The organism is Paracidobacterium acidisoli, from assembly GCF_003428625.2.
GTDB lineage: Bacteria > Acidobacteriota > Terriglobia > Terriglobales > Acidobacteriaceae > Paracidobacterium > Paracidobacterium acidisoli.
The window spans coordinates 327968-341189 of sequence record NZ_QVQT02000001.1 but is presented as its reverse complement, the minus strand read 5'-3'; the positions used below and the strand labels follow the sequence as shown (position 1 = coordinate 341189).

Below are 13222 nucleotides of genomic sequence, written 5' to 3'. Positions count from 1 at the left end.
CCGTGGAGCAAATGCTTTCTGATGGGTTGTCCTTATTGAGGCAGTTTGCAGACTGAGAGCATCTGGTTGCGATAAGGGCAGTCAAGCCATTCCGGTGGATGCGCAGTTTCCAGGACCACCCAGGTAACGGGCCAGTTTTTCTCCAGCCGTTGAAAATCAGCCAGGGAAAAGTGATTGATCCCGGTTTGCGCCTGGACCTCGCGCTTCCACTCTTCTGCGACTTTAGGAAACATCGCTGCTACACCCGAATCCTTATATTCTCCGGCAAGCACACTGCGTGCGGTAAGGGCGCGAAATCCATGATCGTCCTCCTGCGGAGCTTTCATGTATTCCGGATCGATCGCGAAAACAGCATCTTTCGGAGTATTCTCTTCAATCCAGCGAAATGTCTCCTGCCAGGGGTTAGCCGTACGCACTCCCGGCCATTCAATGTGAGGGCTGAATGGAAATTCCGCTCGCTGGACGCAAAACATCGTAACCGCGAGCAACGCCAGCGGCAACGATACCAGCCATGGCCGGCTGCGAAAGGCATATTCAGCAGCCAGCGCTCCCATGAAAAGAAAGAACAGAATATAGATAAGGTGGAATGACCGCATTGGCTGCAGCCGCGCAAAATACTGCATCTGCGGCGGAAAAGATACCACGGCCGCTGCCACAATCGAAATCACCCCAAACGGGAGTGTGGCGCGGCATATCTGTGCAAACGCAGGCAGAGTGCCTCTAAGTCTGATATGTGAGAACCACCAGAGAAGCATGAGCGGGCCTGCGACGCCCAGCCAGTCAAGCCAGGTCCAGTTCGCAAGAAAGAAATAATCCCGCGAGAGCAGGACTTCACGATAGGGTCCGGTCGCTGGGTGAAAGACAAATCCTGCAGGCAGCAGAAACAAAGCACGCGCGTAATTGCGAAGATTCGCCGCTTTCTGAAATGCAACGAGCCAGGCCAGAAACAGGAAGAACAGGGCATAGGCGCACATCTGAGGATGTATCAGAGCCAGCAGCACCAGCCATATCGCTGTGCGCAGCCCTTCACGCCGCAGTGCATCTCCGATGACGAGAAGCGTCAGCGGTGTCGAAAGAGATCGAGCCGTGAGGTAAGGGTCCATGAGCAGCAGACCCGTATTTGTGGCCGGCAGCGTCAGAAGGACGGTGATCAGCAATAAGCCGCCCAGGTATGCTGCTTCGCTGCTGAAACATATCTTCAGTAAATTCCGGCAGGCGAACAGTGTCAGGAAGACACTTAATTCCTGCCATAAAAAGACGGCTGCATCCACGGGAACATATAAGAAGCGGGAAGTGCCTCCCACGAAGATCGAAAAGAGAGAAAGATGGCTGTGAGAGGTGAAGAATTCGCGGCCAAAGGGATAAAGTGCCGGATCAGCAAAATACCGGACAGCCGGGATATAGATCGCCCCATCTTCGGTTCCGAGATGGTACCCATGGATGAAAAGAGCTGCGACTGTCAGCAGAATAAGCTGAAGCAGCGGGAACCTCAGGACAGACAACAGTGGTTTTACAACAGCAGACGATCGCATTCCGTTCCGCCCAAATCTATTGCAGTACCGATTTGGGGAAGACCTGAGCCAGCCAGGGCATCTTCACGAAAAGAAGAACCACGAGCAGAACAATGCACACGCTCAGCAGCACCAACAGTTTAGGTTCGCGGTAAAGCTTCTCGGGATTCTGCACGGCGCTGTCAGGCTCGAATGCCATGTTGAAGTAAAGCGCCATCAGCAATGCGATGATTGGAAATGAAAAAACCAGTTCCAGACGATAGCGCATGATAAACGCGCCGAAGAACAGCATGGCCGCAGCGGCATAGAACATGACCGAATTCAGCAGTGATTTTTCTGTGTAAATGCGGAATGATTTGCGATACCAGCCCGCCGTCTCGGTTCCTATCTGCCGGTATTCGCTGAAGCGCTTCAGTGCCATGAAATAGGCGCCCAGCATCCAGTATGAGATGAGCAAAGAGATGGGAGGGACGGCGATGGCGACGATATACCACCCGGCACAGAAGCGCAGGGGATTATTGATCGATTCTGAAAGTACATCCAGCCATGGAATGTCTTTTGTTCGTATCGGCGCAATATTGTAAACACAGCCCATAAACCAAAACGCGATCATGCTGAGAGTCAGGCCGGCGGAGAGGGAGTGGGCCAACAGCAATCCAAGAGCACCCAGCAGGAGCCATTGAGCATAACCTGCTGGATAGTAAATCGCGCCACAGGCAGCAGGGCGAGAATGCTTGGACGGATGAAGGCGGTCAAATGGAGCGTCCAGCATCTCATTCAGCACATAATTGCTGCTCGCTATCAGGGTTACCGTCAGAAGCCCCAGAAGAGCATGCCAAAGGAGAATGGGGGAAATCCTGATGGTGCCCAGCGTCAAAGCGACCACGATACCGGGAAGAACGAAAATCTGCTTGACCAAATGATCCAGCCGCATGATAGCCAGATGCGCGCGCACCCGCTTCACGAACGGCAGGGCGCCAGGGTTAACCAGGACCGCCTGATTCATGGCCTTAAGGTTTCTCCGTTAACTGAAAATGCCGGATGAATGCGTTTGGAAGTCAGACGCCCAATGCCATCGCGGCAAGGGCAGGGCGACAGCATAACAGTTCGGAAAAGCCGCTGCATTGCGAAAAAGGGTGTCAGGATACTAAACAAAACAAAGCACTTTCCAGTATCGATTTAAGCATGCAAAGAAGAGGATGATGGGAATTCTACATGCGGCCAGGAGCAAAGCGGTAAGGGGCCGGTAAAAAATCCCATTAACTTCAGACGAATAAAGGCGTTAGCAGGCTGCTTCCGATAAAAATAAATCAAATATCGGGTCTGAAACCGGCCGGAAAAACCCTCGATGTTGATTTTATTTCGCGAAATGGATAAAAGAATGGGGATATATCGGACAACATTTTCCGATTAAGTGTCATCCCTCATTTCAGTACTTTTCGGACTCAATTTTATTCATGAATCTGCTTGCCGACATTCTTCTGGTGGATGACAATGCCGTGCAGGCTATGACGCGCCGGGCTATTCTGAGCCGTTTGGGACGCAAAATTATCGTCGCCGACAGCGCGATGCAGGCTCTTGAGATGCTTGATTTCTCTGAGATGCAGAATTCGCCTGGCCTCGTCATTACGGATCATCTCATGCCTGGGATGGATGGCCCTCAGTTCGTAACGATTCTGCGTGAACGCCTGCCTCAGATCCCCGTCCTCGTCCTGAGCGGATTACCCGACGTGGAAACCCAGTACGATCATCTCGATGTTGTGTTTCGTATGAAGCCTCTGGCTCCCGAACAACTCATTTCTCTGGTCCAGTGTCTTTTAAACGAGCCGATGAGCCGTACGGCCTGAGTTGTTCGCTCCTTCTCTCGCTCAGAGGAGACCGCTCCTGCCTTATTTCCAAAGTCATTGTTGCTGATAAGCGATATTTCTTTCCCTGCCTGAGTAAATAGTAGCGGGAGCCGCATTGCCCCCCTCAGGTGCAGGTGCGACAATATATGCTATTCAGCTATGCCTGCATTCGGCAGTTTTGCGCTGCTGCTTGGTCTTGTACTGAGTGGCTACAGTCTTCTGGCCGGCGCGATCGCGTTACGGCAGCTCTCCACCGGTTCGCGGGGACGCGTCTCTCCTGAACGGCTGGCTGAGACGGCCCGTCGGGCCGGAATCGGCAGCTTTATTGCTGCGTCCTGCGCGGCATTTGCGCTGGTGTGGGCGGCATTTACCAACGATTTTTCAGTTTCCTACATCCTGCACCACTCAAATCGCGCGCTGCCTGGTCCGTATAAGTTTGCGGCCCTGTGGTCGGGGCAGGAAGGCTCACTGCTGCTGTGGGCCTGGCTGCTGTCGGCTTATGGGTTCGTCCTGCGGCTGCGCCATAAAGTGGATGTAACGCTGACGGCCTATGCTTCAGCGATTCTGGCAGGTATTCAGGTCTTTTTCTTCCTGCTGCTCAACTTCGCAGCCACTCCCTTTTCGCTGGTCTCGGGAGCTGTTCCGCAGGACGGCTTTGGACTGAACCCACTGCTGCAGTACCCCGAGATGGTCATCCATCCGCCGATGCTGTACCTGGGTTACGTAGGGTTCAGCGTGCCGTTTGCCTTTGCGCTGGGTGCTCTGATGATGCGGTATCCCGGTGAAAAGTGGATTCACATCACCCGGCGCTGGACTATGGTCACGTGGCTCTTCCTGACCTGCGGCATCTTCCTCGGCGCGCACTGGGCCTATGCGGTTCTGGGCTGGGGCGGATACTGGGGCTGGGATCCGGTTGAAAATGCTTCACTGATGCCCTGGCTGACAGGCACCGCATTTCTGCATTCGGTCATGATGCAGGAAAAGCGGGGCATGATGAAGTCGTGGAATGTATGGCTGATCTTCTCCACGTTCATGCTGTCGATTTTAGGAACGCTTCTGACCCGCTCTGGTCTGGTCAGCTCGGTCCATGCTTTTGCGCAGTCTTCGATCGGAAGCTGGTTCTGGGCTTTTCTGGTTATCGTGCTCGCGGTCTGTACCTTCACCTATATCCTGCACCGCGACCATCTGAAGACCGAAAATAAGCTGGAATCGCTGGTTTCACGCGAATCCAGCTTTCTTTTCAATAATCTGGTGCTGCTGGTTGCCTGCTTCACAGTGCTGTGGGGTACGTTCTTTCCGGTTCTGTCGGAATATGTGCAGGGAAACAAAGTCACGGTCAGCGCTCCCTTTTACAATCGCGTGGCTGTACCCATCGGACTTTTCCTGCTCTTTCTGACCGGCATCGGGCCGCTGCTGGCATGGCGAAGCACATCTTTTCGCAGTATTCGCAGAAACCTGGTCCTTCCATCGATCGCCGCGCTGGTAACGGCCGTGGTTGTGATGTTCTGCGGTGTGCATCCCTGGGAAATCTTCACGACAAACGATCAGGGGTCGTTTTATTCCTGGGTGGCGTTTTCGCTGGCGGCATTTGTTGTTACGGCCGTGGCATCGGAATTTTTGCGGGGCGCTCATGTCATCCAGCGCCACACCGGGCAAAATCTGTTTGCCTCAATGGTGCAGCTCACACGGCGGAATACCCGGAGGTATGGCGGGTATATCGTGCATTTCGGCGTGGTGGTCATCTTTATCGGTCTTGCCGGTCATGCCTTCAATCAGACCCAGGAGCAGGAGCTGGGCTTTAAGCAAAGTTTCCATCTTGGCCCATACCGCATCGAGTGCCTTGACTATTCTCAGGATTCCAATTCGAACTACGACACGGAATTCGCGCTCCTGGATGTGTATCGTGGTGGAAAAAAGATAACCCGGCTTTCGCCGGAGCTGCGCTTCTACACGGCGAGCCAGCAGACTTCCACGATTGTGGCAAACCACTCTACGCCCGCCTGGGATCTGTACGTAATTTATGCGGGTAAAAATCCTGATACAGGCCAGCCAATCATCAAGGCTTTTCTAAATCCACTGGTCATGTGGATATGGATCGGAGTGGTCATTGTCGCGGTGGGTACCGGGATTGCCCTGGTGCCGAACATGTCGGCTGCGCTTGCATCGGCCCGCAATCGGCCTCAGGACGCTTCCGCAAAGGAAAATGAGATGGCCGCCGCCGGAAGAGGTGGCGACTGATGCGCCGATTCAATCAATGGCTATTGCTGCCGATGCTAGTCGCGCTCACGATTTTAACCGCGGGTTTTGCTGACAGCGGCAGGCGTTATGACGATCTTGGGCACGAGATGATGTGTGCCTGCGGCTGTGGACAGGTATTGATTGAATGTAACCACATGGGCTGTCCCGACTCCGGGCCTATGCTTGCGGAGCTGCGTACGGCCATTCAGCGCGGCGACAGCGATAACACCATATTGACGGCATTCCAGAATAAGTATGGCCCTACCATTCTGGCAGCTCCTATGCTGACGAAATTCAATATTGTGGCCTGGGTGATTCCCCCCGCCCTGCTGCTGATCGGTATCGGCGCGACACTTATGCTCGTCCGCAAATGGAAGCTGCGTACTGTACCCATGCCAAATGTGCCTCAGGAACCGGCTTTTCGCACTCTGCGTGACCGGATTCGCCGGGAAACGGAGCTGTAGAAATGAGCCTGATTGCGAGTGGTCTGCTTCTCATCGCCATCTTTGTTTATGTCTTTTATCCTGAGCGCAACGTCGAAGCGCAGCGAGGCAAGACTCGCCTTGAGTATCTTTTTGAGCGCAGAGATGTACTTTACGACAATCTGCGGGATTTGAATTTCGAACACAGTGCCGGCAAATATCCCGAAGAGGACTTCGTTGCACAGCGTGCAGCTCTGGAAAACGAAACCGCTGAAGTACTGGCTGAGATTGATCTGCTGGAATCGCGATGGACCGGCACTACAAATTCGCAGGCTGTCCGCCCATCACGCTGACATGCACCTGTCAAAAAAATAAGCTCTGCTACGGATCGAATATCAATGAAGCCTTCTTCACACTGGAATATCCGGGGCGTAAGCCTCGCTGTGCTGCTCCTGATGATTATGCCGCTGATGGCATTTTCGGCCACGGTAAAAGGTGTGGTCACGAACAGGACCACGAATAAGCCTGACACAGGTGACGATGTCATTCTTCTTTCCCTCAGTCAGGGCATGCAGGAAGCGGCCAGAACAAAGGTGGATGCCACCGGACATTTCTCAATCGATGTGCCTGACAGCAACATGCATCTCATTCGCGTGGATCATCAGCAGGCGCCATATTTTGCCCCTCTGCCTCCGGGTACGAACAATGTGAATGTTGATGTATATGACGCCGCACCCCAGGTGAAAGGAGTTTCCACCGAAGCGGATGTCATGCGCATAGAGACGGATCAGCGCGGACTTCATGTAATTGAAAACTACTTTGTCAAAAACAGCTCGAGCCCGCCACTCACACAGTTCAGCAATCACAGTTATGAACTCTGGCTCCAGCCGGGTGCTCAGATTGAAGGCGCCGCAGCGAAGGGACCGGGAGGCATGCCGGTTGCGTCTTCTCCGATGCCTTTGGCGGAGAAAGGGCATTACGCCTTTGTCTTTCCGATACGGCCGGGAGAAACGCAGTTTCAGCTCAGCTATTACATTCCATACAAGGGCAGCTACAAGTTCGACGCGCACATCGTAACAGCGACTGACAATGTTGCGATTATTCTGCCGAAGAGCATGCAGTTTGATGGTGGCTCCTTCCCATTTCAGAGCATCAATGACGATGTGAATGCGCAGACATTTCTTGCCAGAGGCGTAAAAGCGGGTCAGACCCTGGCCTTCACCGTTTCAGGAACCGGTTCTCAGCCTCGCGAAGAGCAGGGCGCTGAAGGGGCACAGAATGCACAGGCCGCTGCGGGGGAAGGGGGACCGGCACCGTCGTCTTCGGCTGCACAGGATACGCGGCCGGGAGGTGGACTGGGCACGCCGATTGATACTCCCGATCCATTGCAGAAATACAAATGGTGGATTCTGAGCGGACTGGCAATCGTTCTGGTAATTGCCGCGGCATTCTTCCTCCGCGCAAAACCGGAACAGGCAACAGAGGCTGCAGTTCCTCTGCCTTCGCCACTAACTCCTACGCCCGTACCGTCGGGGTTTTATGAGCCGGGACAGGCATCGCCCAACGGTGCACATGCCGTCGCAGGCAGCAGCGCTTTACTTGCAGCGCTGAAAGATGAGCTCTTTATGCTCGAGTCCGAACGGCTTGAAGGGAAGCTCGATAGCTCTGAGTATGCTGAGTTGAAAGCTGCTTTTGAGGTTGTGCTGCGCAGGGCACTCTCGCGTCAGACAACCGAAAAATAAGAAGGCGCAGCGCCTGCTGCGTCTTGCCGCTCGTCGCCGGTATACCTGTTTCCCAGAGCATGTTTTTCAGCTCGCTCCGGATGGCCGTCAATGTTGACGAGGACGATGCAGGCGTTGCGTTTTGAAAACCGCTGAGATACCCGCCGGCCATTGGTTTACAACTCTCACACGAAAATCTCTCTGAATCCGCTTACGTAGTCTGCTGTCACATCGTATGACATGGCGTGTTTTTCCATCGGAAGAAGCATCCTCCCATGATTTATGAGTGACTGAATTGGCTTGCTCAAAGAGATCGCGGCGGCTGTATAAAAGCGAGCGAATGGCTATGAACAATGGCATATCGCGTATTCTGCAAACCCTGTAGACTGCTGAAACCTGTATGTTGCCGCCAGCCCAGGCCGATATTGTTCCCACAAGACCGGGCTTCTGGGCGTCAATTCGTGAAGCTCTGCGCGGTTCTCACCAGGATTACACCTCCGGCAGCCTGAACCGGGCTATCTTGCTGCTTGCCATTCCCATGGTTCTGGAGATGGTGCTGGAGTCCCTGTTCGCCGTGGTGGATATTTTCTGGGTCGGCCGGCTTGGAGCGAATGCCGTAGCGACGGTTGGAATCACCGAGTCTATGCTGGCGCTTGCCATGGCTATCGGCATCGGCCTGGCCATTTCCACAACTGCAATGGTCGCCCGCCGAATTGGAGAAAAAGATCCCGAAGACGCCGCGATCAGCGCCGTGCAGGCGGTTGTTCTCGGCTTGCTCGTTTCGCTGGGAATAGGCATTCCTGCATTTCTGTTTGCGCCCAGTCTGCTGCATCTCATGGGGGCTTCGCCGGAGATTGTTGCGACCGGTTCGGGATATGCACGTATCGCGCTTGGTGGATGCGGTGCGATCATTATGCTTTTTCTCAACAATGCTATCTTCCGCGGTGCAGGCGATGCAGCCGTAGCCATGCACCTGCTGTGGGTCTCGAACATCATCAATCTGATTCTCGATCCCTGTCTCATATTCGGGCTCGGTCCATTCCCGCACCTTGGAGTGACTGGTGCGGCTCTGGCGACCTTTACGGGGCGCAGTATTGGCGTGCTTTATCAGTTTTATCGCCTGCTTCACGGCACAGAACGCATTCGTGTATTCGTACGTCATTTACGCGTTAGCCCAGAGGTCCTGTGGAGACTGCTGCGCATATCTTCCACCGGAATTCTGCAGTTCGCTATCGCGAACGCCAGCTGGATTGGATTGGTGCGCATCGTCTCGCTTTTTGGAGCAGCGGCCGTTGCGGGCTACACGATTTCGATTCGCATCGTAATCTTCTTCATTCTGCCGTCCTGGGGACTGAGCAACGCCGCAGCTACGCTGGTCGGTCAGAATCTTGGCGCTGGAAGACCGGATCGTGCGGAGCAGGCTGTATGGCGCACTGGATTTTATAACATGCTGTTTCTCGGCATCATCGGCATCATATTTTTTATCTTTGCCGATCCCGTTGTGCGCATTTTTGTCAGTGATCCTGAGGTCATTCCTGTAGCTGTGCGCGCCCTGCGTACCTTCAGCTGCGGCAATGTCGGTTTTGCGTACGGCATGGTGATGCTGCAATCTTTCAACGGAGCGGGCGATACCATCACGCCGACCATCGTAAATTTCTTCGGATTCTGGGTACTCGAACTTCCTGCCGCGTGGTGGCTTGCAACGCGAACCAGCCTGCACGCGGAAGGAGCCTTTCTGGCGATTGTGATCGCAGAGTGTGCTGTTGCTGGAGCCAGCGCCATTCTGTTTCGCCGAGGGCGATGGAAGAAACAGATCATCTGAGTTCAGGTTTGCGGTATCGGTCCATAAAATGGAAGCATGCTTTCTATTTTTCAACCGATTCCCGCAGAGGCCATACGCCTGATTGTTTTTGATCTCGACGGCACTCTGATTGATTCCCGAAAGGATCTGTGCAATTCCGTCAATGCCATGCTCAGCGAATTCAGGCGCCAACCGCTTCCGGAAGAGATTATCTCGACATACATCGGGGATGGAGCAGGGATGCTGGTGCGGCGCGCTCTCGGAGATCCTCACGATGAGGCTTTAATCGAGGATGCGCTGACACACTTTCTCGACTATTACCGGGAACACAAACTCGATCACACATACGTGTATGAAGGTGTTTTCGATTCTCTTCAGGCGATGCGCGCGCTGCCGGATGGTTCGTCGCGAAGCATGGCAGTTCTGACTAATAAACCGATTGGCCCGTCCGAGGCAATCTGTTCGGCGCTGGGACTTAGTCCCTATTTTTTCCGCATTTACGGCGGCAACAGTTTCGTGACTAAAAAGCCTGATCCCGAAGGTTTGAACAGATTGATTGCAGAAGCTGGAGTCTCTCCTGGCGAGACGCTGATGATTGGCGACTCCGATGTAGACATTCTCACGGCGCGCCGCTCAGGAACCTGGGCAATTGGTTGCAAATACGGGCTGTCTTCCCATACAGTGGAGACGATACCATCCGATTGCCTGGTTGATTCGCCATCGGAATGGGCAAAGGCCCTCTCATCCGGAAAATAAAAACACATTGGGCAACCAGGATGAGATTGCTCCTTAATAAAAGCGTTTTCAGACGGAGCCGAGAGCACCGTTTTAGTTTTCGTATCCGGGATGCCAGGCTGATGCCACCTAAAGTCTATTTCTTTTCGGGAGCAAATCGCTTTGCCGCGCGTCCTTTCTTTGGTTCTTTTGCTATTGTGTCCTTCGATCGTTACATATGCCGCAACACCAGGCACCTCGATTTCTGTACCATCTGAGATTGGCCTGAATGGCGCTGCGGCAACTTTGCCGGTCGTGACCGGAACTGTTGCCGATGGAACGGGAGCAATCATCCCGGGCGCGCAGGTGAGCCTTCTCGCCTCTGATGGCTCGGTAGCTGCGGCAAATACCACAGACAGCTCCGGCAGTTTTCATCTGCAGCCATCACACACCGGTGACTATACCCTGAGTGTGAGTCTCACTGGTTTTCAGACGTCGACACAAGCCGTGCATGTGGATGGTTCTTCTCCGGTTACGCTCAACATCACGTTGAAGGTTGCTGAGGCCGTGCAGCAGGTAACGGTGAATGCCAGCAACAGCATCGACCTTTCCAGTACGGAGAACAATGGCGATACCAGTGTGATGACGGCCAGTGATCTGAAGGCGCTGCCTGTATTCGATAATGACTACGTTTCAGCCATGAGCGCTTTTCTCGACTCAGGAGATACAGCTACGGCTGGCACTGGAATCATGGTTGATGGAGTCGAGGCAAATCGTGTTACGGTCTCTCCTTCTGCGGTGTTATCGGTCAAAATTAATGAAGATCCTTATTCGGCGCAGTATTACCGGCCAGGCCGCGGACAGATTGAGATCATTACCAAACAGGCAGCAGATTCCTATCATGGCGAGCTTAACTTTCTCTTCCGCGATTCGGCTCTGAATGCGCAACAGGACTTTTCGCCGAGCAAGCCATCTGAGCAGCGTCGTATCTATGAAGGAGATATCACCGGACCGATCCCTCATGCTCCGAAGAGTGCGTTTCTGTTTTCCTTTAATCGCGCTGAAGAAGATCTGGAAGCTGTTGTAAATGCAACGGTCGCGCCTTCGAGCGAGAATCCCGATGGAATATATAACGTCAACGTTCCTGCTCCCACTCGCGATACGGAATTTTCTCTGCGGGTAGGGCATCAGTTTTCTGAGAAGAACAATGCATATGCCATGTATTCCTTCCAGGACGCTACCAACCGGAATGAGGGGGTTGGAAATCAGACATTGCCGGAAGCCGGCTACAACACAGAGTCACGTGAAGACGATCTGGTTTTTCACGACGATTACATCGTTTCAGCCACAACGCTGAACCAGTCTTCCATAGTGCTGGAACGGACCTATTATCCGACCTCCGATGTGCAGGAAGGTCCGCAGATTAAGGTAAACGGAGACTATGCGGGTGGCAGCGCGCAGAGCGATCAGGTGCGGACGGAATACAACCTGCGCATGAATGAGATGGTCACCTGGACCGCCGGGCCACATACTCTCAAGTTCGGGATCAATCTGCCGCACTTCAGCCGTCGCGTGTTTGACGACAACACGAATGAAGATGGCACCTATACGTACAGCCCTACCTACGCGGCAGATGGAACAACGGTACTCACGACCGCGATTCAGAATGAGCAGGCAGGGAATCCATCCGGTTTCTCAGCCGCACAGGGACAAACGCGGTTTGTGTACCACCAGCAGGAGGTCGGCGGTTTCATCCAGGATCAGATCAAGCTGCGGAAATGGCTTTCGATCACTCCGGGATTACGGTACGACTGGCAGAATTTCCTCGGTGATGACGTAAACAACTTCTCACCGCGCTTCTCATTTGCAGTTGTTCTGAATCAGCCCACTCAGCTTGTTTTACGCGGCGGCGGGGGCATCTATTACGACCGGATTGGTTCAGGACCGCTTATCGATCTGGCCCGATATCAGTTTGCCAAACGCCGTCTGGTGCAGGTTTCGTCGAGCCAGGGACCGCTTTGTTACCCCATTTCTGACTGCCTCAGCGTGGATGCTTTGCCGCCCTCGCTTGTGGAGCTTCAGCCAGGAATCAGGACGCCGTATCAGATCCAGTACGGCCTGCTGCTGGAGCGGAAGCTCGGTGAGAAGGCAACGATTTCCATTGGTGGACGCATGAATCGGGGAGTAGGATCTTTTCGCTCTATCGACGTAAATGCTCCTTTGGCTCCCGATTATTCCGTGCGCCCCGATTCTGATTATTCGCAGATTCGTCAGATTCAGTCCGAGGGAACGCAGATGGGATCGGCACTGGACATTAACTATCGCGGTCGTTTCAATAAGCGCTTCACTGGATTTGCCTGGTATACGTGGAGCCACTACGACAACAATACAAGTGGCATCAGCTGGTTTCCTGAAGATCAGCAGAATCCGAACGCGGAGTGGGGACCTGCAGACTGGGATCAGCGCCAGCATTTTGGTCTCTACGGCATGATTAATCCGGAACATCTGCTGAATCTCGGAATTGGTGTTTTCGCAAACACCGGAAAGCCGTGGACGATTCTTACCGGCACGGATGCCTACGGGGACAATCTGTTTAATGCCCGGCCGGCGGATGTGGCCCGCAATTCGGAACGTGGTCCTGGATATGCAGATGTCGATCTTCGCTGGGGATATGATTTCAAGCTTCAGCCGAAGGAACTCGATAAAAGTCCGACATTAGGGTTCTCTGTTTCGTCATTTGACGTGATAAACCACCCGAACGGCTCGTATGTAGACACGACCCAGGGCAGTCCTGATTTTGCCGAGGTCACCAGCGCGTATCCGCCCCGACGCACGCAGCTGGCCATGCGGTTTAACTTCTGAGTGCTGGCCGCACGGGCGGACGCGACTTCGCCGCCGGTCTGTGGCGCGGAATGGTTTGTGCCTGCTCCGCGCCGTCTGGCTGAGCCCGGTTCTGCGTTTACATTTA

General features: G+C 53.9%; 10 protein-coding genes. 8 read left to right on the top strand and 2 right to left on the bottom strand.

Annotated features, from left to right (window positions below; genetic code table 11):
• Positions 1-32: 32 nt before the first annotated feature.
• Together D0Y96_RS01475 and D0Y96_RS01470 are read right to left on the bottom strand one after the other, a co-directional pair.
• A complete protein-coding gene (locus tag D0Y96_RS01475; RefSeq protein WP_147324886.1) occupies positions 33-887 on the bottom strand; it encodes a DUF6798 domain-containing protein in 855 nt (284 codons plus the stop codon).
• Positions 888-1548: 661 nt separating this feature from the next.
• Positions 1549-2517, bottom strand: a complete 969-nt coding sequence (locus D0Y96_RS01470) for a UbiA family prenyltransferase (RefSeq protein WP_117297553.1) — start codon at positions 2515-2517, stop codon at positions 1549-1551.
• 451 nt (positions 2518-2968) lie between these two features.
• Here D0Y96_RS01470 and D0Y96_RS01465 point away from each other — a divergent pair, with 451 nt between their 5' ends.
• From D0Y96_RS01465 to D0Y96_RS01430, 8 genes are all read left to right on the top strand, one after another.
• Complete coding sequence (locus tag D0Y96_RS01465) at positions 2969-3358, top strand: response regulator (protein WP_117297551.1); 390 nt, start codon at positions 2969-2971, stop codon at positions 3356-3358.
• A 159-nt stretch (positions 3359-3517) separates the two neighbouring features.
• Entirely contained in the window at positions 3518-5596 is a 2079-nt protein-coding gene (locus tag D0Y96_RS01460) for a heme lyase CcmF/NrfE family subunit (RefSeq protein WP_117297549.1), read from the top strand.
• Positions 5596-6060: a cytochrome c-type biogenesis protein gene (locus D0Y96_RS01455; RefSeq protein ID WP_117297547.1), complete on the top strand. Its 465-nt coding sequence runs from the start codon at positions 5596-5598 to the stop codon at positions 6058-6060. The genes D0Y96_RS01460 and D0Y96_RS01455 overlap by 1 nt, the downstream gene beginning before the upstream one ends.
• Positions 6061-6062: 2 nt before the next feature.
• Positions 6063-6371, top strand: coding sequence for a hypothetical protein (locus D0Y96_RS01450; protein WP_117297545.1), 309 nt, complete (start codon positions 6063-6065; stop codon positions 6369-6371).
• 45 nt (positions 6372-6416) lie between these two features.
• Complete coding sequence (locus D0Y96_RS01445; RefSeq protein WP_252263371.1) at positions 6417-7760, top strand: carboxypeptidase regulatory-like domain-containing protein; 1344 nt, start codon at positions 6417-6419, stop codon at positions 7758-7760.
• A gap of 379 nt (positions 7761-8139) precedes the next feature.
• A complete protein-coding gene (locus tag D0Y96_RS01440) occupies positions 8140-9561 on the top strand; it encodes an MATE family efflux transporter (protein ID WP_117297543.1) in 1422 nt (473 codons plus the stop codon).
• 36 nt (positions 9562-9597) lie between these two features.
• Entirely contained in the window at positions 9598-10296 is a 699-nt protein-coding gene (locus tag D0Y96_RS01435; RefSeq protein ID WP_117297541.1) for an HAD family hydrolase, read from the top strand.
• Between the two features lie 273 nt (positions 10297-10569).
• Entirely contained in the window at positions 10570-13116 is a 2547-nt protein-coding gene (locus D0Y96_RS01430) for a TonB-dependent receptor (protein WP_158562123.1), read from the top strand.
• The last annotated feature ends 106 nt before the right edge of the window (positions 13117-13222 follow it).

Coding starts and splice junctions, on each gene's coding strand:
- D0Y96_RS01470 (WP_117297553.1), bottom strand. CDS start 2,517: ATGAATCAGGCGGTCCTGGTTAACCCTGGCGCCCTGCCGTTCGTGAAG.
- D0Y96_RS01465 (WP_117297551.1), top strand. CDS start 2,969: ATGAATCTGCTTGCCGACATTCTTCTGGTGGATGACAATGCCGTGCAG.
- D0Y96_RS01460 (WP_117297549.1), top strand. CDS start 3,518: ATGCCTGCATTCGGCAGTTTTGCGCTGCTGCTTGGTCTTGTACTGAGT.
- D0Y96_RS01455 (WP_117297547.1), top strand. CDS start 5,596: ATGCGCCGATTCAATCAATGGCTATTGCTGCCGATGCTAGTCGCGCTC.
- D0Y96_RS01450 (WP_117297545.1), top strand. CDS start 6,063: ATGAGCCTGATTGCGAGTGGTCTGCTTCTCATCGCCATCTTTGTTTAT.
- D0Y96_RS01445 (WP_252263371.1), top strand. CDS start 6,417: ATGAAGCCTTCTTCACACTGGAATATCCGGGGCGTAAGCCTCGCTGTG.
- D0Y96_RS01440 (WP_117297543.1), top strand. CDS start 8,140: ATGTTGCCGCCAGCCCAGGCCGATATTGTTCCCACAAGACCGGGCTTC.
- D0Y96_RS01435 (WP_117297541.1), top strand. CDS start 9,598: ATGCTTTCTATTTTTCAACCGATTCCCGCAGAGGCCATACGCCTGATT.